Source organism: Yoonia sp. KMU-150 (genome assembly GCF_056858355.1).
This window is the reverse complement of record NZ_JBXEQF010000002.1, coordinates 1-20,050: the sequence shown is the minus strand read 5'-3', so window position 1 is coordinate 20,050 and position 20,050 is coordinate 1. Positions and strand designations below refer to the sequence as shown.

The 20,050-nt window shown below is 60.4% G+C and carries 23 protein-coding genes and 1 tRNA gene; 12 read left to right on the top strand and 12 right to left on the bottom strand.

The window, feature by feature from the left end:
• Positions 1-125: 125 nt before the first annotated feature.
• The 3 genes from AC04PH_RS12860 to AC04PH_RS12850 all read right to left on the bottom strand — a co-directional run bounded on the left by AC04PH_RS12860 (position 126) and on the right by AC04PH_RS12850 (position 2,531).
• A complete protein-coding gene (locus tag AC04PH_RS12860) occupies positions 126-1,250 on the bottom strand; it encodes a DNA methyltransferase (RefSeq protein WP_483066217.1) in 1,125 nt (374 codons plus the stop codon).
• 89 nt (positions 1,251-1,339) lie between these two features.
• A complete protein-coding gene (locus AC04PH_RS12855; RefSeq protein ID WP_483066216.1) occupies positions 1,340-1,978 on the bottom strand; it encodes a ribonuclease HII in 639 nt (212 codons plus the stop codon).
• A gap of 73 nt (positions 1,979-2,051) precedes the next feature.
• A complete protein-coding gene (locus AC04PH_RS12850; RefSeq protein ID WP_483066215.1) occupies positions 2,052-2,531 on the bottom strand; it encodes a hypothetical protein in 480 nt (159 codons plus the stop codon).
• A gap of 164 nt (positions 2,532-2,695) precedes the next feature.
• Here AC04PH_RS12850 and AC04PH_RS12845 point away from each other — a divergent pair, with 164 nt between their 5' ends.
• The 6 genes from AC04PH_RS12845 to AC04PH_RS12820 are packed head-to-tail and all read left to right on the top strand — an operon-like array spanning position 2,696 to position 7,095.
• Entirely contained in the window at positions 2,696-2,977 is a 282-nt protein-coding gene (locus AC04PH_RS12845) for a hypothetical protein (protein ID WP_483066214.1), read from the top strand.
• Positions 2,955-3,653, top strand: coding sequence for a winged helix-turn-helix domain-containing protein (locus AC04PH_RS12840; protein ID WP_483066213.1), 699 nt, complete (start codon positions 2,955-2,957; stop codon positions 3,651-3,653). Before AC04PH_RS12845 ends, AC04PH_RS12840 begins: the two co-directional genes overlap by 23 nt.
• Positions 3,654-3,703: 50 nt before the next feature.
• Positions 3,704-5,095: a dihydropyrimidinase gene (gene hydA / locus AC04PH_RS12835; protein ID WP_483066212.1), complete on the top strand. Its 1,392-nt coding sequence runs from the start codon at positions 3,704-3,706 to the stop codon at positions 5,093-5,095.
• The gene (locus AC04PH_RS12830; protein WP_483066211.1) at positions 5,092-5,499 is read left to right on the top strand and encodes a VOC family protein; all 408 of its coding nucleotides are present in this window, start codon (positions 5,092-5,094) and stop codon (positions 5,497-5,499) included. Before hydA ends, AC04PH_RS12830 begins: the two co-directional genes overlap by 4 nt.
• Positions 5,499-6,185 (top strand): aspartate/glutamate racemase family protein, encoded by a 687-nt coding sequence (locus tag AC04PH_RS12825; RefSeq protein ID WP_483066210.1) that lies wholly within the window; start codon positions 5,499-5,501, stop codon positions 6,183-6,185. Before AC04PH_RS12830 ends, AC04PH_RS12825 begins: the two co-directional genes overlap by 1 nt.
• Positions 6,175-7,095 carry a dihydrodipicolinate synthase family protein gene (locus AC04PH_RS12820; RefSeq protein ID WP_483066209.1) on the top strand — a complete coding sequence of 307 codons (921 nt, stop codon included), beginning with the start codon at positions 6,175-6,177 and terminating at the stop codon, positions 7,093-7,095. Before AC04PH_RS12825 ends, AC04PH_RS12820 begins: the two co-directional genes overlap by 11 nt.
• Here AC04PH_RS12820 and AC04PH_RS12815 read toward each other — a convergent pair.
• The gene (locus tag AC04PH_RS12815) at positions 7,092-8,126 is read right to left on the bottom strand and encodes a LacI family DNA-binding transcriptional regulator (protein WP_483066208.1); all 1,035 of its coding nucleotides are present in this window, start codon (positions 8,124-8,126) and stop codon (positions 7,092-7,094) included. The genes AC04PH_RS12820 and AC04PH_RS12815 overlap by 4 nt on opposite strands.
• 123 nt (positions 8,127-8,249) lie before the next feature.
• Here AC04PH_RS12815 and AC04PH_RS12810 point away from each other — a divergent pair.
• Positions 8,250-8,326 (top strand) — tRNA-Arg (locus tag AC04PH_RS12810).
• Between the two features lie 49 nt (positions 8,327-8,375).
• On the opposite strand, the gene AC04PH_RS12805 is transcribed toward AC04PH_RS12810, so the two are convergent.
• The gene (locus AC04PH_RS12805; RefSeq protein ID WP_483066207.1) at positions 8,376-8,939 is read right to left on the bottom strand and encodes a MarR family winged helix-turn-helix transcriptional regulator; all 564 of its coding nucleotides are present in this window, start codon (positions 8,937-8,939) and stop codon (positions 8,376-8,378) included.
• Here AC04PH_RS12805 and hmgA point away from each other — a divergent pair.
• The 5 genes from hmgA to AC04PH_RS12780 all read left to right on the top strand — a co-directional run bounded on the left by hmgA (position 8,938) and on the right by AC04PH_RS12780 (position 14,436).
• The gene (gene hmgA / locus AC04PH_RS12800; protein WP_483066206.1) at positions 8,938-10,299 is read left to right on the top strand and encodes a homogentisate 1,2-dioxygenase; all 1,362 of its coding nucleotides are present in this window, start codon (positions 8,938-8,940) and stop codon (positions 10,297-10,299) included. The two genes, AC04PH_RS12805 and hmgA, sit on opposite strands and share 2 nt — an antisense overlap.
• A gap of 24 nt (positions 10,300-10,323) precedes the next feature.
• The gene (gene fahA / locus AC04PH_RS12795) at positions 10,324-11,577 is read left to right on the top strand and encodes a fumarylacetoacetase (RefSeq protein ID WP_483066205.1); all 1,254 of its coding nucleotides are present in this window, start codon (positions 10,324-10,326) and stop codon (positions 11,575-11,577) included.
• 61 nt (positions 11,578-11,638) lie between these two features.
• Positions 11,639-12,589: an MBL fold metallo-hydrolase gene (locus AC04PH_RS12790; protein ID WP_483066204.1), complete on the top strand. Its 951-nt coding sequence runs from the start codon at positions 11,639-11,641 to the stop codon at positions 12,587-12,589.
• A 32-nt stretch (positions 12,590-12,621) separates the two neighbouring features.
• Positions 12,622-14,247, top strand: a complete 1,626-nt coding sequence (locus AC04PH_RS12785; protein WP_483066203.1) for an FAD-dependent oxidoreductase — start codon at positions 12,622-12,624, stop codon at positions 14,245-14,247.
• 3 nt (positions 14,248-14,250) lie between these two features.
• The gene (locus AC04PH_RS12780; protein WP_483066202.1) at positions 14,251-14,436 is read left to right on the top strand and encodes a DUF2783 domain-containing protein; all 186 of its coding nucleotides are present in this window, start codon (positions 14,251-14,253) and stop codon (positions 14,434-14,436) included.
• A gap of 54 nt (positions 14,437-14,490) precedes the next feature.
• On the opposite strand, the gene AC04PH_RS12775 is transcribed toward AC04PH_RS12780, so the two are convergent.
• From AC04PH_RS12775 to AC04PH_RS12745, 7 genes are all read right to left on the bottom strand, one after another.
• Entirely contained in the window at positions 14,491-15,381 is an 891-nt protein-coding gene (locus AC04PH_RS12775; RefSeq protein ID WP_483066201.1) for a metal ABC transporter substrate-binding protein, read from the bottom strand.
• Between the two features lie 4 nt (positions 15,382-15,385).
• On the bottom strand, positions 15,386-15,721 hold the full coding sequence (locus AC04PH_RS12770) for a hypothetical protein (protein ID WP_483066200.1): 336 nt from the start codon (positions 15,719-15,721) through the stop codon (positions 15,386-15,388).
• Positions 15,718-16,488, bottom strand: a complete 771-nt coding sequence (locus AC04PH_RS12765; RefSeq protein ID WP_483066199.1) for a DUF4198 domain-containing protein — start codon at positions 16,486-16,488, stop codon at positions 15,718-15,720. Before AC04PH_RS12765 ends, AC04PH_RS12770 begins: the two co-directional genes overlap by 4 nt.
• Positions 16,489-16,503: 15 nt before the next feature.
• Entirely contained in the window at positions 16,504-17,673 is a 1,170-nt protein-coding gene (locus AC04PH_RS12760; RefSeq protein WP_483066198.1) for an ABC transporter permease, read from the bottom strand.
• On the bottom strand, positions 17,670-18,338 hold the full coding sequence (locus tag AC04PH_RS12755) for an ABC transporter ATP-binding protein (protein ID WP_483066197.1): 669 nt from the start codon (positions 18,336-18,338) through the stop codon (positions 17,670-17,672). The genes AC04PH_RS12760 and AC04PH_RS12755 overlap by 4 nt, the downstream gene beginning before the upstream one ends.
• Complete coding sequence (locus tag AC04PH_RS12750; protein ID WP_483066196.1) at positions 18,338-18,922, bottom strand: hypothetical protein; 585 nt, start codon at positions 18,920-18,922, stop codon at positions 18,338-18,340. Before AC04PH_RS12750 ends, AC04PH_RS12755 begins: the two co-directional genes overlap by 1 nt.
• A 240-nt stretch (positions 18,923-19,162) precedes the next feature.
• The gene (locus AC04PH_RS12745) at positions 19,163-19,900 is read right to left on the bottom strand and encodes a hypothetical protein (RefSeq protein ID WP_483066195.1); all 738 of its coding nucleotides are present in this window, start codon (positions 19,898-19,900) and stop codon (positions 19,163-19,165) included.
• Positions 19,901-20,050 lie beyond the last annotated feature (150 nt).

The window sequence follows — 20,050 nt, the reverse complement described above, 5'->3', positions numbered from 1 at the left end:
TAGCCCTCGATCGGAACGCGCACAAACGAAAAAACCCCGCACCGAAGTGCGGGGTGAAGTTAGTGCTGACGGATCTCCCACTCTGTCGGGGGAGGCGGGCCGTCTGCACCGGCGGTATTCCTGTGTCAGTGGTGCTTTGCCATTTCAGAGCGGACCTGCTGACGTAACAGATCGATCGGGACTTTCTGGCCGTCGCGTTTGAATTGCCAATAGGTCCATCCGTTGCAGCTTGGCGCGCCTTCGCAGGCGGCACCGACCTGATGGATCGAGCCCTTGATATCGGCCCCGATCAACGTGCCGTCGGCGCGCACCCGCGCTTTGTGACGCCCGTTCATCGACCAAAGCTCCTCTCCCGGGCGCAGCATGCCGCGCTCGACAAGCACGCCAAACGCAACCCGGGGTTCGGCCCGCTTCGAGGTCGAGACCTCCAGCGCTTCCTTGTCGAACTTGCGGGTATTCGCGATGCGTTTCTCGGCGACCTTGCGATAGGCTGCCTCGCGTTCGATCCCTATAAAATCACGGCCCAGCATCTTGGCGACGGCACCCGTCGTGCCCGTGCCGAAGAACGGGTCGAGGACGACGTCGCCGGGGTTTGTCGTGGCAACCAGCACGCGGTGCAGCAATGACTGCGGTTTCTGCGTCGGATGCGCCTTGTCGCCGTCGTCATTCTTCAGCCGCTCATGCCCGGTGCAGATCGGCAAGACCCAATCGGATCGCATTTGCACCCCTTCGTTCAGTGCCTTCAGCGCCTCGTAGTTGAAGGTGTATTTGCTGGCCTCTTCCTTGCTGGCCCAGATCAGGGTTTCGTGGGCGTTCGTCAGCCGCTTGCCGCGGAAATTCGGCATCGGGTTGGATTTGCGCCAAACCACGTCGTTCAGGATCCAGAATCCCTGGTTCTGCAATTCTGCGCCCATGCGGAACACGTTATGGTAGCTACCGATGACCCAGATCGCGCCATTCGGTTTCAGCAGACGGCGGGCGGCGGCAAGCCAGTCGCGGGTGAACTTGTCGTAAACCTTGAAGCTGTCGAACTGGTCCCAGGCATCGTCGACGGCATCGACTTTGGAATTGTCGGGGCGGTGCAGGTCACCCTTCAGCTGCAGATTATAGGGCGGGTCGGCGAAAATCAGGTCGACGGAGCCTGCGGGAAGGCTGTTCATCCGGTCGATGCAATCGCCGTCAAGGATCGTGTTCAGGGGAAGCGTCGCCGCCTCCTGCCCCTCTTTCGGGGTCTTCGCTTTTGTCGTCATCACTTGCCTCTGTCCGCGACGGATTGTTCCGCTCGTTGGTTGAGAACAATGTGAGTCAGCCCCGATTCAGAGTAAATAACTTTAATGAATCAGCGCTTTAGGTTTTTTTCTTGCCACAAGATATTGTGGACGGGTGCAAAGTTACGCCGATGATGTTGAGTTATACCGTGGCTTTTGAGTCCCGCCTTGTGTTCGGGCGTCGGATATCCTGCATTTCGCTCCCAGCCGTAGCCCGGATGTTGTTGCGCCAACGCCACCATCAGACGGTCGCGCCAAACTTTCGCCACAATTGAAGCCGCCGCAATGCTCTGGGAACGGGTGTCGCCCTTGACCAGGGTGCGCGCGGGGATGTTCAGCCCGCGCGGCACCATGTTGCCGTCGATCAATGCAAAATCGGCGGGACGTGAAAGCCCGGCCAGTGCGCGGACCATCGCGATATGGGATGCGCGCAGGATATTGTGCTGTTCGATTTCTTCGACCGATGCTTGGGCAATCGACACATCCGCGGTTTCACTCAAAACCGCAAACAGGACGTCGCGCCGACACGGGGAAAGTTGTTTGCTGTCGTTCAATCCATCCGGAATGGCGTCCGGATCCAACACGACCGCTGCCGCGACCACCGGGCCGGCCAGTGGCCCGCGCCCGACCTCGTCGACACCCGCAATCCGAAGATAGCCGTTGGCGATGGCTTCCGACTCGAATGAAAAAACGGGCGCGGTCTTGGTCATATCTCCAGTGACCAGAGCCGGGCCTGCCTTTCAACCCGGATTCGCGCAACAGACTGCGTCCGGCCTTGTGATATCAGTGGGTCCGGTGACCTATCTGATATCCGAAATCACGCAGGCACCCGGGCGCATAGCCATTGCGCGGGCCGTCGTAGGTGCGCAACCGGATGAAGCACTGGTCCGGCAGGCTGCGCGCATGATCATAACGTCGTTCCAGACAGCGTGCGCCGAAGATGCGTTGCGCGCCACGCTGCGTATCATGTGTGCGCAGGCAACTTTCCGGCAGAATATGGCGCGGCTGCGTGATTTGTGCGCGGCCCGTCGGTTGCTGGGGTCGCAGGCCCGGCACTTCGCGTGGCGGCCTGGACAGGTCAGGTGCCCGCGCTGGTGCCGCGCGATCGGTCTGGTCGCTGATGATCTTGGCCACGATCCCTGCGGCAACAAGGCCAAATATCAACTGCCCGATTTCACGGTCCGACATGCGGTCGGCCATGACCGGTGCCGGGGCGATTGAAAGCGACAGCGCGGTCGCGCCTGCCAATAGTGTCTTGAACATGGGTCCGGTCCTTTCCGATTGCTGCGCCAAAGGGCGACGCCTGTGAAAGGAGGATGGGGATGAGAGTACCTGCCGCTCAATATCCGGGGATGGCTATGGGATTGCGGGCAGGCTAGACTGGCATGATATTGACTAACCGTTCACCGCCGCGCCATGGGTTCTGCATGAGACAGCTTACCTTCACACTATTGGCCCTGATCGCCATGACCGGTGCCGCGCAGGCGGCCTGTTATGCCGACTACAAAGCCAAACAGGACGATCCGCTGCGCCTGCACTATGGTGTGGCACAGATCAACGGCGACTGCACCGTCGCCAACGCGCAGGCGCAACTGTCGGACCGTCTTGCAGGCGGTGGCTGGCAGTTGCTGAATGTGCTTGGCGTCTTCGATGACGCAGGACTGGACCAAAGAAGGACAAGCGCCGGTGAGTTCTACCTCCGCTATTGAGGCCCGCCAGACGGGTAACCGCATCGTCGTCGCCGGGATCGCGGCCATCGTGCTGATTCTGGCCGTGGCCGCAGTCCTGCTGTTCATCAACCTGCCGGACGCCAACGCGTTCAACGCGCGGGTCGAGCAGCTTTTCATCGCCAACGACACGCTGACCGGCAATGCCGAGATCAAGTTGCTTGAGATCCTCGCGCAGTCGGGCACCGCGTTTTCCGACACGCTGTCGTCCTATCGGTTCGTGATCTTCGTGCTGCTCGTCTTTGCGACTGCCATGCTCATTGCTGCCGTCGCGTTCCTGGTGATGCTGATCGCGCTGAACCGTCGTATGGGGCAGATCGAGCGCAAGGGAATCGAGGTCAATTCGCTGATGATCAGCCGCGACCAGAAGGCTGTCTATCTCAACAACTTCGAATTCAAGCTCACCGAGGCCGCGATGGAAACGCTCTCGGTTCTGGCCGAGGCGCGCATGGACGACGAAGTGATGTCGGGCGCAGAGATCGAAGGGGTGATTTCAGGACGCGATGCCGCCGATTGCGACGAGGCGGCAGGGGCAACCCGGATCAAGCGCCTGCGCGATACTTTGGGCAACCAGATGGTCAGCGAACTGCTGGTCAAGAACATCGCGCGCAAGGGCTATATGCTGGCCATCGACAAGGACGTGATCCGCATGGTCTAGACCACAGGCGACCCTTGCATTCGGGTCGGTGCCGGGGCCAAGATTGCCTCATGTATGACTTGCTGATCACCGGTGGCACTGTCGTCACGCCCGATGGCGTCATCGCGGGCGATGTGGCTGTCTCCAACGGTAAAATCGCCGGTGTCGGTGCGATGGCGGACGCGGCCCGCGAAACGATTGACTCCACCGGGCTGATCTTGATGCCCGGCGGCATTGATCCGCACGCCCATATCGAACAGATGTCGGGCATGGGCCTGATGAACGCCGATACCTTCGAAACGGCGACCCGGTCCGCTGCGATTGGCGGCACGACGACGGTGATTTCCTTTGCAGCGCAGGCCAAGGGCGAACGCCTGAGAGACACCGTCGCGGACTATGCCGCCCGTGCGAAGCGCGGCGCGATGATCGACCACGCCTTCCACTTGATCGTCAGCGACCCCAAGGTGCCGGAATTCGCCGCAGACGTTGACGCGTTGATCGCCGCCGGGCACCGGTCGATCAAGATTTTCACGACCTACAATATCATGTTGGATGACGCCGCTATCCTGTCGGTGATGTCGCAGGCCAAGGCGGCCGGTGCCGTTGTCTGCGTGCACGCGGAAAACGACGCGATGATTGCATCCGCAAAGGCAGACCTGATCGCGCAGGGCAACACGGCACCGAAGTACCACGCCGCGTCCCACCCGCGCATGGCCGAGGTAGAGGCGATTTCACGAATTTGCCATTTCGCGGAATACCTCGATCAGCCGGTAATGATCTTCCATGTTTCCACCGCCGAAGGCGTCGAGATCGTGCGTGCCGCACGAGCCCGCGGTGTTCCGGTCAGGGCTGAAACCTGCACCCACTATTTGCGGATGACCGACGAGGTACTCGACCAACCCGGTGTGACCGGCGCGAAATGGATGTGTTCACCACCACAACGCACAACGCAGGATCAGGAGGCGCTGTGGCAAGGGTTGGCGGACGGCACGCTGGACATGGTGTCATCTGACCATGCGCCCTATCGCTTCGATGAAACCGGGAAACTGTCCGCCGGTCCAAACCCGCCCTTTCAGAGTATTGCAAACGGTCTGCCGGGTCTGGAAACCCGTTTGCCGCTGCTCTTCGATGCGATAGTAAACCAAGGGCGCGGCGATCTGGTGCGCTTTGCCCGCCTGACCGCGACCGCGGCGGCAGAGCTTTACGGGCTGACCGCCAAGGGGCGGGTCGCGGTTGGTTGCGACGCCGACCTTGTGCTGTGGAACGCGGAAAAATCACATACCTACGCGGCGGACGATTTGCACGACAATGTCGGCTATAACCCCTGGAAAGGAACGACCGTGACAGGTTGGCCCGAGACGGTAATTCTACGCGGCGAGGTGATCGTGAGAGATGGCACATGCAGCGCTACGCCCGGTCAGGGGCAATGGCTGACCCGCACGCAGACAGGATGGCCCATATGACCCGACGCCCGGACAATACCGCAAGCCTAGCGATCACGTTTCTCTACTACCGCGACCTGCAAACCGCGATGCGGTTCTATGAAGATATACTGGGACTGCGGCTCGCCATCGACCAGGGCTGGTGCAAGATCTACCGCCTGTGCCCGGGCGCACACATCGGACTGGTAGATGAAAGCCGCGGCATGAACAAATGGGCCGAGACGCGCCCGGTTCAGGTGTGCCTCCGGGTGCCGGACGTGGACGATTGGTATGCCTATGCACAGGATCAGGCGCTCGATGGCCTGTCGGAGCTTTTCGTGAACGACGAAATCGGCATCCGCGCATTCGTCTTCAACGACCCGGAAGGATATCAGATCGAAATCCAGACCAGCACGCGCCACGATTTCGAACCGGGCATGGACTGATGGACAAGGCACTGATCGTCATCAATCCGAATTCTACTCAGGCGGTGACTGACGGGATCGCCGCGGCGCTGAAGCCGCTGCACAGGTTTGGAATTCCCATCCGGTGTCTGACGTTGGCCGAAGGGCCACCGGGGATCGAAACGCAGGAACAGGCGGATCGCACGATCACTCCGATGCTCGATCTCGCTGCGCGGGAAAAGGAGAGCGCCCTTGGCTATGTCATCGCCTGTTTCAGCGATCCTGGCCTGCACGCCTTGCGCGATGCCACGGACCTGCCGGTTTTGGGCATTCAGGAGGCGGCCATGATGACCGCGATGACACTGGGGCAGCGTATCGGGGTAATCGCGATCAAACCCGCGTCGATCCCCCGCCACATGCGGGCCTTTGGTGCGATGGGTGTGTCGTCCCGGATCGTCGGCGAACGCGCGTTGGGTCTGGGCGTGACCGCGCTTTCCGGTGACGGCACGCTGGATGAAATGGTGGAAACGGGAACCGTACTGCGTGATGACGACGGCGCGGAAGTGCTGATCATGGGATGCGCCGGGATGGCGCAATATCGCGCCCCGCTGGAACATGCCCTTCGTATTCCGGTCGTCGAACCCTGTCAGGCCGCCGTCGGCATGGCGCTTTGCCGGATCGCGCTGGGGCAATCACATAGCGTCAAAGGACATGCTTATGCTGGATGAAACTGCCAAAGGCGTCTTCACAATCGCCTGCACACCCTTTCTGCCGGACGGCAGCCTCGATCTGAACAGCGTCGACAGCATGGTAGATTTCTATGTTGAAAAGGGCTGCACAGGGCTGACCATCCTCGGGATTATGGGCGAGGCTGGAAAACTGTCGGCAGAGGAATCCCGCGCCGTCATCGCGCGGGTCGTTGCGCGTACGGACCTGCCCATTATCGTCGGCGTATCGGCCCCCGGATTTGCGGCAATGCAGGCGCTAGCGGACGCAGCCATGGACACTGGCGCAGCCGGTGTAATGGTGGCCCCGCCCGGCAACCTGCGCAGCGATGACCAGATTCTCTCCTACTACCACGCGACGGCCGAGACGTTGGGAAACACCCCCTTTGTGCTGCAGGACTTTCCTTTGGTGACGACGGTGACGATCCCGGCCAAGGTCATCATCAAGATTGTCGAAGACCTGCCGACCTGCGTCATGCTCAAGCACGAGGACTGGCCCGGACTGGCCAAGATCAGTGCGTTGCGCGCCGCGTCCGAAGGGGGCGGTCGTCGCATTTCGATCCTCTGCGGCAATGGTGGGCAGTTCCTGCCAGAGGAAATGGCGCGTGGCGCCGACGGCGCCATGACAGGGTTTGCCTATCCCGAAATGATGGCGCGTGTCGTCTCCGCACATAATGCCGGTGACGTATCGCGAGCGCAGAATATTTTCGATTGCTACTTGCCGCTGGTCCGATACGAAAGCCAGCCCGGGCTGGGCCTTGGCGTGCGCAAGCACGTGCTGGCCCAACGTGGGGCCATCGCTTACCCGACGGTGCGCAAACCCGGAGGCGGGATCGACGCCGCAACCGCAGACGAGGTCAACCGGCTTATTGCGCGACAAACGGCCAAACTGGCGGCGCTCGACCTCGATTAGTCGCGGATCAGCGTATCGCCTAGTGCAATTTTCGGTTCCAGCTCGACCCGTTGCGCGGCGCGATTTGCATCGGGTGCATAGTGATCCGCAACAATGCGGGCAGCCTGCTGCCCGATCTCGCGGCGGCAGGCATCCATGGTTGCCAGTTGCATCGGCAGGCCATCGAGCAGTTCCACACCGTTGAATCCGGCCAGACCGATCTGGCCCGGCACATCGACCCCCTTCTCCAGAAGATAGAGAAGCCCCCCGGCACCGATCATATCGTTGGAATAATAGAGAAAATCTATGTCCGGCGTCCGGTCCAGCATCACAGCTGTCAACTCGCGCCCCTTGGCCAAGGCGGAGCCGCCGGAATAGAATTGCTGGTCCGCAATCTCTATTCCCGCCTTGGCCAGCGTCCGGGTGAAGCCTTCGAACCGCTTGCGCGCGCGGTGATCGAGCGGCATTTTCGTACCCATGAAGCCGATACGCCGATAGCCTGCGTCGATGATCTTTTCCGCCATCATGCGCCCGGCGCGGCGATGCGATATTCCGACGCAGGAATCGACCGCGACACCGTCGACATCCATGATCTCGACGACCGGAATTCCGGCCTGCTGCAGCATCGCCATCGCCGCTTCCGAATGTTCCAGCCCCGCGATGATCACACCGGAGGGCCGCCAGGACAGCATTTCGAAAAGGACTTTCTCTTCCTTCTCAGGCAAATAGTCGGTCACCCCGACCACCGGTTGCAGATCGGTGTCTTCAAGAACCTCCGACACGCCAGCCAGCACTTCTGGAAACACCATGTTGCCCAGCGACGGAATGATCACTGCAACCAGATTGACCCGGCTCGATGCCAGCGCACCCGCGATCTTGTTGGGCACATAACCCAGGCGCTTGGCCGCATCCTGCACCTTCGAGCGGGTCGCCGCACTGACATCGCCCTTGTTGCGCAATACCCGGCTTACGGTCATCTCGCTCACGCCCGATGCCTCCGATACATCGCGAAGCGTCAAAGGGCGGCGAGGAGGAATTGTCACGTCGGGCATCCTGAATTATGCGCAGTCATGACATCTTTACGCCGCCTCGCCCGCCTGTCCAAGCCAAGAAAGCGCATGGGAAGCCGGTCAACCGTTGACCGGCCGCCGCACGACGGGCAATGAAGTAGAGCAGACCCCGTGGCTCAACTGGATAGAGCAGCCCCCTCCTAAGGGGCAGGTTGCAGGTTCGAATCCTGCCGGGGTCGCCATTTTCGGGATGTGTGACATACGTTCGGTGGCAGACGTTGGCGCGTGCCGTCATGCGTTTGGCGATGTCAGCCGGTCGAGGGCGGCGTGAAGGTTATCATATGACGGTCCGAGTTTGTCCCGCAGTTCTGCCTGAAATCCCTGAGCGATCGGGATGAGATCGTGGAGCAGGCGCACGCCATCCTGTGTCAGCGCGAGTCTGAGCAGGCGGCGATCGCGGTTGTCGATATGCTTGACGAGGTAGCCTTTGGCTTCCAGGCGGGATGCTGCACGGCTGACCTTTGATTTTTCAAGGTTCACCCGCTGCTCGATGTCGCGGACCGAAAGGTTTTCCGTGTAGCCGACGTTCAGAAGGACCCGCCATTCCGGCATCGAAATGCCGAAACGCGCCTTGTACTGTCTTAGAAGATCGGCGCTCAACTGGGCCGCGACGTTTGTCAGGCGATACGGCAGATAGCGGTCAAGGTCGAAGTCGGGAAGCGTTGCAGTCATGATTGCCCTCCTGACGGTCAGACTGCCGACATAGTCATTGCAAATGCAACAAGTTTGTTGACGCGGTAGGGACGACCGCGAATACTTGCAAACAGATTCGTTGGTGATCGGGGAAATGACCATGGCTAAACAGGCATCGTCAGACAGGATGACACGCGCCCAGGACAGTGGTGGCACGACGGCGGGGTACATGCCCGGCTTCGGCAACGATTTTGAAACGGAGGCGCTGCCCGACGCACTGCCGCAGGGTATGAACAGCCCGCAAAGGGTAAACTACGGTCTTTACGGTGAACAACTGTCGGGAACAGCGTTCACCGCACCCAGCCACAAGAATGAACGGACATGGTGCTACCGCATCCGCCCTTCGGTCAAGCACTGCGGGCGTTTCGAAAAAATCGAAATGCCGTTCTGGAAATCGGCGCCGCATGTGGACCCGGATGTCGCCAGCCTGGGACAATACCGCTGGGACCCGCTGCCCCATACCACGGAAAATCTGACCTTCGTTACCGGCATGCGCACGATCACCACGGCGGGCGATGTCAACACGCAGGTCGGCATGGCCACGCACGTGTATCTGGCGACCGCCACGATGGAGGATGAATATTTCTATTCGGCGGATTCGGAACTGCTGATCGTACCGCAGGAGGGCCTGCTGCGCATCTTTACGGAACTGGGTGTGATCGACCTCGAACCGAAAGAAATCGCGATCATCCCGCGCGGGCTCTTGTATCGCGTGGCGGTTGTCGAGGGGCCGGCACGCGGCTTTGTCTGCGAGAACTACGGGCAAAAATTTCAACTGCCTGGACGTGGCCCGATCGGGGCGAACTGCATGGCGAACAGGCGCGACTTCAAAACGCCCGCCGCCGCGTTCGAGGACCGCGAGGTTCCTTCGACGGTGACGGTCAAATGGTGCGGCCAATTCCACCGCACACGGATCGGCCACTCGCCTCTGGACGTGGTCGCGTGGCACGGCAACTACGCTCCGGTCAAATATGATCTGCGCACCTACTGCCCGGTCGGGGCCATCCTTTTCGACCATCCTGATCCGTCGATCTTTACGGTGCTGACAGCACCTTCCGGTGTGGAAGGCACCGCCAACATCGACTTTGTCCTGTTCCGCGAACGCTGGATGGTGGCGGAGGATACATTCCGCCCACCCTGGTATCACAAGAACATCATGTCCGAGATGATGGGTAACATTTATGGCCAGTACGACGCCAAACCGCAGGGCTTCGTGCCCGGCGGCATCTCGCTGCACAATATGATGCTGCCGCATGGGCCGGACAAGGAAGCGTTCGAGAAAGCGTCGCATGCAAACCTGGGCCCGGATAAGCTCGACAACACGATGTCGTTCATGTTCGAGACCCGTTTCCCACAGCATCTGACCGCATTCGCGGCGCGTCAGGCCCCGCTGCAGGACAACTACATTGACTGCTGGGATGACATCGAAAAGAAATTCGATGGCGCGCCGGGAAAGAAATGATCCTGTACGCACGAGGGGGTGAAAATGCCACGTCTGACGTCCTGGGTCCCCTCCGCCAACAGCGCGAATACCCCCTTTCCGCTCAACAACCTGCCCTACGGTGTGTTTTCGACAGAAGATTCCGATCCGCAATGCGGGGTCGCTATCGGCGACATGATCCTCGATCTGGTCGCGGTCGAGGATGTGCTGGGCCCCCTATTGGGTGAAAACGGTTTGTTTGAAGTCCCTTACTGGAACGACGTCATGGAGCTTGGGCCGGATACCTGGCAAACGCTGCGCCGCCGTTTGACCGATCTTCTGAGCCAAGACAGCCCTGATCGGGACCGGATCGCAGAATGCCTGATCCCGCAAGCGAAGGCACAGATGCATCTGCCGTTCATGGTGTCGGAATTTACGGATTTCTATGCCAGTCGCCACCATGCCACCAATGTCGGAACGATGTTCCGCGGCGCAGCAAACGCTCTGCCGTCCAACTGGCTGCATATCCCCATCGGCTACAACGGGCGCGCATCGACGGTCGTCGTCAGCGGGACCGATATCGTCCGGCCCAACGGTCAGACCAAGACACCGGAAGCCGCATCACCCTCGTTCAGGCCAAGCCAGCGCCTTGATATCGAACTTGAGATGGGCGCGATCGTAGGCACCTCGACCGAGATCGGCCAGCCCGTGAGTGTGCAGAAAGCGTCCGATATGATCTTTGGCTACGTTCTGCTGAACGACTGGTCGGCGCGGGATATTCAGGCCTGGGAGTATCAACCGCTCGGCCCGTTTCAGGCCAAGGCATTCGCTACGACCATCAGCCCCTGGATCGTGACCCCTGCCGCGCTGGAGCCGTTTCGCTGCAGCACGCCGCCCCGCGAGGTCGCGCTCCTGCCCTATCTGGAAGAGCCTTCCCCGATGCTTTTCGACATTGATCTCAGCGTAAGCATGCAACCGGCGGGCAAAGCCGCGACCGTGATCGCACGGACGAACTACAACGAACTCTACTATTCCGCGCCGCAACTGCTCGCCCATCATAGCGCGTCCGGCTGCGCCATGAACGCAGGCGATCTGCTGGGCTCCGGAACGATTTCGGGTCCGGAGAAACATCAGTGCGGCAGCCTGCTGGAACTGACCTGGGGTGGGGAGGAGCCGCTGACGCTCGACACAGGTGACACACGGTGCTTTATCGAAGACGGCGATACGCTGACCCTGTCAGGTGCCGCACATGGCACAGACTACAAAATCGGGTTCGGTATCTGTACCGGCACAATAAGGTCCGCGCCACAGTTTCCCTGATCGCCGAACGGTATTGACGCACGCCCGGGCCTCGCCCGGCGCATTCGAAAGGACACAACAGATGCCCAAAGCCTTTGCATCCCAAGGGGATCTCACGGAAAAGAAGATAACCTTCGACGAGGTCGGGCGCGATCTTTATGCTTTCACGGCCGAGGGCGACCCGAATTCGGGCGTCATCATCGGCGACACTTCTGTGATGATCGTCGAGGCGCAGGCGACGCCACGACTGGCGCAAAAGGTGATCGAGCAGGTCCGCGGCGTGACCGACAAACCGATCAGCCACGTGGTTCTGACACATTATCACGCGGTGCGCGTCTTGGGCGCGTCGGCCTATGGCGCTGAGCAGATCATCATGTCGGATGCGGCCCGTAGTATGGTTGCCGAACGCGGGCAAGAAGACTGGGACAGCGAATTTCAGCGTTTCCCCCGCCTGTTCGAAGGGCACGAGAGCATTCCCGGCCTGACTTGGCCGACAACCACGTTTAGCGACAGCATGACCGTCTATCTGGGCAATCGGCGCGTGAACATCAAACACATCGGGCGGGCACATACCGCGGGCGACGCCGTGATTCATGTTCCCGACGCAAATGTCATGTTCACCGGTGACATCGTCGAGGACCGCTCGGCCTGCTATTGCGGCGATGGGCACTTTGCCGATTGGGGCAGGACGCTCGACAATATTCTTGCCCATGATGTCGACGCTGTGGCACCGGGTCGCGGCGGCGCGCTGATCGGCAAGGACGCAGTGGAGGGCGCGATCGCCAGCACCCGCGACTTTATCGAGAGCACCTATCGCCCCGCTGCGCGGGTGGCGGCCAAAGGTGGTTCGCTCAAAGAGGCATGGGATGCCGTCCGCGCCATCTGCGACCCCAAGTTTGCCGACTACGCGATCTACGAACATTGTCTGCCCTTCAACGTGGCCCGGGCCTATGACGAAGCACGCGGCATCGCCCATCCGCGCATCTGGACCGACAAACGCGATCTGGAGATGTGGGCGGCGCTGCAAGGCTGACCCCGTAGCAACCCGACCAGAGAGGTAGCGATATGCCTGCGGACCGTTACGCCCTCGCCTTCAGGCTCTACCCCTACAAGGCCTCGGCGGATCAGGCAGCCAAGACTCCTGTCAGGCATCCAGTCGTGATCGTCGGCGGCGGACCGGTCGGTCTCGCGCTTGCGCTCGATCTCGGACGACAAAACGTGCCTGTCGTGGTTCTGGACGATCACGAGGGCGTCGGAAAGGGCAGCCGTGCGATCTGCTTTGCCAAACGTACACTGGAAATCGCAAGCCGCTATGGCTGTAGCAAACCCATGCTGGACAAAGGCGTCGTCTGGAACGTGGGCAAGGTTTTTCAGGACGATCGAAAGGTCTTTGAATTCAATCTGACCGCCGAAGACAGGCACCGACATCCCGCCTTTATCAACCTTCCCCAACCGTATTTCGAGAAATTCATCTTCGAGCAGATCGAGAAAGAAATCGCCGCCGGTGCGTCGATTGACATCCGCGGCGGGAATCGCGTCACGCACATCGAAACGCTCGCCGATCACTCACTGCTCGATATCCAGACACCCGATGGCCCGTATCGCCTTGCCGCCGACTATGTCGTTGCCTGTGACGGCGCTGGATCGCCAGTCCGCGACATGCTGGGCCTGACGTTCGAGGGGCGGGTTTTCGAGGACAATTTTCTGATCGCAGATATCAGGATGGTCTCCGACAGTTTTCCGACAGAACGCTGGTTCTGGTTCGAGCCGTATTTCAAATCCGGTGCGTCGACGCTGCTGCACAGGCAACCCGACGACATCTGGCGCGTGGATTTCCAGATCGGCTGGGATATCGACCGTGAAAGGGAACTCGGACAAGACAACATCCGCGCACGCCTAGATGCCATGCTTGGCCCGGATGTGGATTACGAGATCATCTGGTCATCCATCTACACGTTTCAGTGCCGACGGATGAAGAGCTTCCGGCATGGGCGCGTCCTTTTTGCCGGGGACAGCGCGCATCAGGTTTCGCCATTTGGCGCGCGCGGGGCAAATTCCGGCATTCAGGATGCCGATAATCTGGGCTGGAAACTCGGGCTTGTCGTCCGCGGCATCGCCCCGGACAGCCTGCTCGACAGCTACGATCAGGAACGCATTCAGGCCGCCGACGAAAATATCCTGAATTCGACCCGCGCCACCGAATTCATCACGCCGAAGTCAGACGTCAGCCATCGGTTTCGCAACGCCGTCCTCACCCTTTCCGAGAAGTTCGACTTGGCCAGGCCGCTGGTCAATTCGGGGCGTCTTTCGGTGCCATGCGTCTATGACGGGTCATCCCTGAACGGACCGGATCGTTTGCCCGGTGGCCCGGTGTCGACCCGCGTCGGCAGCGCCTGCAAAGATGCGCCATTGGGCGAAGAATATTTGTTGGATCATCTTGGCGACGGCTTTGTCGTAATGGCGATCAACGTTGACGTACCGGACCTGACTGACGTCGTGGGCCAGAAATTACGCACTCTGCGCATTTCCACGGCGGACGATACGACCGGCGCGATCGCGGCGCGCTATCTTGGGCAGGCTGCAGGCGCGGTATATCTGATCCGCCCCGATCAGCACATCGCTGCGCGCTGGCCATCTTACGACGCGGCCGACCTGCAGGCTGCGATCACCACCTGTTGCGGAAAGGCGTGACCCATGGCCAAACTGAACACCAAGCCCAATATCGCGGATCCGGACGCCTTCTATGCAAGCCTGATCGCGGCGCATGACGGAAAGCCGGATAGCGAAAGCGAAGCGTTCAACGCGCGGCTGATCTTGATCCTAGCCAATCACATCGGTGACCCGGAGGTTCTGCGCGAGGCTCTCGAAGCGGCACAGTAGGCGGGAACCGTGCCAACTCGTGCACAAGCGGTCTTCTGAAAACAATGCGACCGGCTAGGGGGCGGTGACCGCGGCCAGCGCCTTGATCCCCGCGTCAAACGCTTCCAGATAGGTCTGGCCCGCGACACCGTGTGCCAAGGGCGGAAATACCACATTTTCAAGCCCAAGTTGCGCCGTCATTTCGAACGCGCCTGCCGGCGGTTCCGCTTCCCAGATCAACACCTTTGCATCGCTTGCCGCGACGAGCGCGCGCAAGTCTGAGATTTCGGCCTCGGTGGGCATCGCGCCTGCCTCCCACTCCATCGACGCAAGCGTAAGACCGTAGCGCCGCGCAAGGTATTGATAACGCGGGTGCGTTGCGATCATGGTCACGCCCTGCAAATGACCAAGCGCCGCTTCGGCATCAGCGTCCATCGCCATCAGATCGGCCCGCAACGTCTCCAGCCCGCGCGCGACATCCTCTTCCGCCGCAAGTCCGCGCGCGGTGATCGCAGCGGCAATCGTCTCTGCATGTGCGATCGCCAGCACCGGATCGAGCCATGTGTAGGATGCAAGACCTTCGTGAGAATGCTCGCCCCCGTCGCCGTGGCTGTGAGTGATACTCTCCGTCACGATAAAGCGATCCTCAAAGCCCGCGGACGTATTGACCACCTTTGCGCGCGGCAGCGAAACCCGATCTATCCAGGTGGCGAATCCGGCACCGTTCAGAAGAATGAGATCGGCCTCCTGAATCGCGCTGATATCCGCAATCGACGGTCGCCAGAATGACGGATCGACGTCAGCCGGCACCGGAAACATGACGTCAGCACCGTCGCCCAGCAGACGTTCGGCGAAATAGGCAAGCGGATGATTGACGGCTATCACGCTGGCCCGATCCTGCGCCAGCGAGCCATGCGGCAGCCCGACGAGGAGCCAGACCGCCAGAATGTGTTTCAGCAAGCGCATCACCTCAGGTTCCGCAATTCCGGGCGATATCGTCGGGGGTCACGATCCAGTAATTGTCGTGACTGCCGGTATCGACCTCGATGGTCAGGCCGCCGGAATGGTCGATCGCGTCAAGCAGGACACGTGCGGTGCCTTCCATATCGAGTTGCAGGGTCTGGAGCACCGTGTTCTCGCCGTCGAGCACGCGTACCTCGCCCTGCTGGGCAACATTCCCGTTTGAGAACTTTGCCTCGACCATCACCGCCTCGCAGTCGACCGAAGCGAAAACCACCAACTGGTGCGCCGCAGCCCCGACAGGAGCTGCGGCAGCAAGACAGACAAGGGCTGCGGTACGGATCACTGCCCGGTCCATTCTTCGAAGTGGACCCAGATCACGGCGCCAAGTTCGACAGCCTTGTCCTCGCCATCCTGCGGAAGCGTGTAATCGGCGGTACTCAATGCGGCAAAGCCCCACCAACCGTCCGAAGGCGGCGCGTAGGTGAAGACACCGTCGGCATCCGCCTTGACGGTCTGGGTGATCATCAAATCATCGGGCACCGTTGCGCCCGCACCGTCGTTATAGAATTCAACCTCGACCTCGGCATAGGGAACAGGCTCGCCATCCATTTTCACGATGCCCTGAAAGACGTTATGCTCCCACAGGCCGAAAGGCTTGGACAACGGCACGATCTCGGTTTTCAGGCCCAGCTCTGTATCCCATCCCTCGTCATCGCCATAGGCTGTGACATAGGTTTTTGTATAGTGAATGATGAACGCGTCCTCGGCGGGCTCCCAATAGGGCTGCGGTTCCATCGCAAAGATATAGGTGCCCGGCCGGTCCAACGGATAGTCCAGCGTGAAGCCCTGTTCGTCCATCACAGTAGCATCCTGAAGGTCGCCCAGCAGGTCAGTCACGGTGCCTTCGTGCGCCACAGAAAACGCGACCGGCGTGTCGAGCATCATTCCGTCAGTCTCGAACGGATGCGAGAACGACATCGTCAGCGCGACACTGCGACCGTCCTCCTGGCTGATCATCGGATCGCTTGGGATGATCATACCATAATGCGCCATTGCCGGTGTTGCGGCGATGAACCCGGCCAGCGACGCCGTGACAAGACTACGTTTCATAAAAACTCCTGTTGGTTACGATCCAAGGGCAAGCAACCAGCCCACCCAGTTTTCTGCATTCCGCGATACGATCACCGCGCCACCGGCAGCGATACCGGCCGAAAGAAACAGTAGTGTGAATGTTTCCGCCGACAACAACCGCAGGACCATTCCGCGACGTGCGCCTAATTTTACGGCAGTCACGATCTCGCGGGCGCGCAGACGATAACTCAGAAAGACCGCCAACCCAACCGCGGCCAGTGCCGCAACTGCGATAATTGCGGTGACCACGTCCAGCAGGGCCTTGATCCGGAAGATGCGATCCACCAGCCCCTGTATCACGCCAGCGGGGGCGATCAGCTGGGTGGGGGCCGCCGTATCAAGGTACCGTCCCTTCAGGATCGTGGCGGAGCGCGTATCGTTCGGCACGACAATCACGGCAGAGGCTGGAAAGTCATCCTGCGCGCCGTGAAAATGAAAACTGTCGATATTCTCGTCGGTGATCCGCTGATATTGCACCACCGCGGCATTGGCGAGCGCCTGACTGCCAGCTGCCACCTCGGCCGCGGTCACGACATCCTCATGTCCGTGACCGATACCCTGAATGACCCAAGCGGTTTTGATATCGACAAAGACCGCTTCGTCATCCGGCGAATTTGTCGGCGCGAGAACCCCGACAATCGGCATCTCAAGCGGGTACACCCCATCCAGATCGAACAGATTTTCGGGCGACGACACGAGCGTATCGCCCACGCCTTTTCCAAGGCGCCGCGCGACCTCGGCGCCTATGACGGCATCACCGAGCACGGACAGTCCGCGACCGTCGGTAACCGCAAGTTCACGAAACGCGAAATAGTCGAGTGTTGTCCCGACGATCCGGTATCCGCCGGACGAAAACGCCGTATGCACGGGGATCGGCACGGCGAGTCCGCTGTCCCAGACCGCCTCGACCTCGCGCATCGGGACCGGGTCGGGCCGCTCGTCCGAAAAATAAAGCGCGGACATCGTCAGATCCAGCTGTGACCCACGACTGCCCAGCAACAGCGGTGTGGCATCACCCCGCGCCACAAGCGCGCGTTCGCTGGTCGACAGCAGGATCTGTGTCGCGACCGGCACAAAAAGGATCAGCGCGGTCACAAGCGTCAGCACAAGACTGCGAGCCCAGTGGTACCGCAGATAGGCAAAGGCAAGATAGAGCGCATTCATGCCTCTACCCCTTCCCGAAACTGTGCAAAATCCAGAACACGCTCGAACCGTGGCAATAGCTCGTGGTCATGGGTGACAGCCAGTACCGCAGCGCCGGCTTCGGCTGCCTGCTCGAACAGCAGATCGAGGATCCGGGCCTTGCTGTCGGGATCGAGATTGCCTGTCGCCTCATCCGACAGGATCAGCCTGGGCTGCGTGACGAGCGCGCGGCAGATTGCGACACGCTGCTGCTCGCCCTGGCTGAGCGCGGTTGGATGCCGGTCGAGCTTGTCACCGATTCCGCAAGAGACCGCCAGTGCCTCGGCACGCTCACGCGCGGCGGTGTCCAGTGTCAGCGCAGGCGTAATCCGATAGGGGTAAAGTATGTTCTGCCGGGCCGAGAGGTAATCGAGCAACGCAAAATCCTGAAAGACGAACCCGATCGTGCTCGCGCGAAAACGCCTGCGTGCCGTATCCGACAATGTGGCCACGGCCGTCCCCGCCACGTCGATCTGACCGGTCTGCGGGGTCAGGATCCCCGCGATGAGGTTAAGCAGCGTCGTCTTGCCGCTGCCGCTTGGGCCGACGATAGCCACCCGCTCCCTGTCGTTCAGGGTGAAGTCCGGCACGTGCAGCCGGAAGCTCGTCGCGCTGTAGCGAAAGGTAAGGTCCTTGACGGTGATCATCAGTTGGTCTGCGGCGCGAGAAAGGTTTCCCCCGCCGTGTCCCGATTGACCTCGAGCAACTCGAAATCCGTGATGCGCCAGGCACCGTCGACCGGCGCGACAGACAGGTCGGCGCTGTAGGTGTTGCCGCGCACATGCAGATGTTCCGCATGTCCGACTGTCCCGATCACCTGCCACGACGCGTCGATGGCCAGCGCGCCGCCCGCGCGCGCAACCTTTGTGTTGAGCAGTTTGATTTCGTGGATGGTCTGATCCGCCTCTTCAAGTCCGCCGCCCGCCATGGCACCGACCCGCTCCAGGTAGAGATACTCCAATGCATCGCCGTGGGTCACGCTGGCGAGTGTGTCGTAGATCTGGTCTTCGTCAGTCTTGCCGAAAGCGTCGTAGACGACGAGCAAAAGCGCCGGCGTCAAACGCCAGAATTCCGCGCGTGCTTCCTCGATGGTCATCGCGTCCAGACCCGGCGCGGAAAACGCCTGATCCGCAGGCACACCGTCCTGTGACGGCAGAAACACCGTCACGGCCACAGCGACGGCACCGGCACCGGCAAGCGCAAGACCGGTATAGAGATACGTGCGATTCATTGGGTGGGGTAAGTCCGGGCTGCCAGATGGTGTCGTCGGAAGACTCTTACACTGCGGCGCGGACTACAAGAGGGGCTGAACCGTCAACCTGGATATCTTACCGGATCGTGAGGTTATTGATGTCGGTCCATTTTATGACAGGCACATTTGCAGACTGATTGGATGGAGACCACTGCGATCACTACGCAGTGGGATTGTGTGACGGCTAGAACGTTTGAAGATCATTGGGTTTGATTTTGTTCAATTCCATTTCTGCCATTCTACGTACAATTCACCGCCAAGAATGGCGAATGTTGTGCTCAAGATTCGGTTTTCGTTCAATTGAGTGGCCCGCCAGACAAGCGATGGACCGTCCCTTTCGAGATCATCGAGATAGCTACTGCCAATAATCCTTTGTACATCTGGAAATTCGATGATTTGCCATTTTTGTCTAAAGTGGCTTTCTTTTGGCAACGGTTGCCCTCGTCTTGGCAGGTTCCAGAATATCAGTCCGCAGTTCAGTGCATCGCCTTGGGCGACGAAGATATCAATCGGCCCTTCATCACCGGGCAGGTTCTTTGATCCGACGTAGGACATTGTATAGCCCTGTGCGCTGTCGACGAGATGGCCGCCGACGCGGGTGCCGTCGCAGTTCCGGAACACCCATGGCGCATCGCCAAGCTGGCGCAGGATTTTCTGGCTGGCGAGATACCGTTCCGGCGGAGGTCCGGGCTGTGCGCAGCCGATCAGGGCCATGGCCGCCGGAATGCAGATGACTGAAGCGAGGATCCGGTTGGCGCGGCGATGATGCAAAAGTCTCTCCGACGAGGCTGTGTGCAGAGTATAGCGAAGCGCTTCGCTGTCGGAAGAGTGTTCGCCCGAGATTTTGATTTCGTCGGCAAGCCTGCGCTTTACCCCCTCGCCTTTTCTCCGCTCGTTCTGCGCCTGACGAGGGCTTGCCGTGGGCAAACCGTCCGGGGAACTGTTCGAAGGTCGCACGGGCTGTTCTGGATTTGGTTGCGGGAGTAGGATTTGAACCTACGCCTGGGCTCCGCCCGTTTTGTGCTGAGTGGCTCCACTGGAGCCCCTCCGGGACGCACAAAACCCTTCAGGTTATGGGCCTGACGGGGTTTTTATGTTCTGGATTTG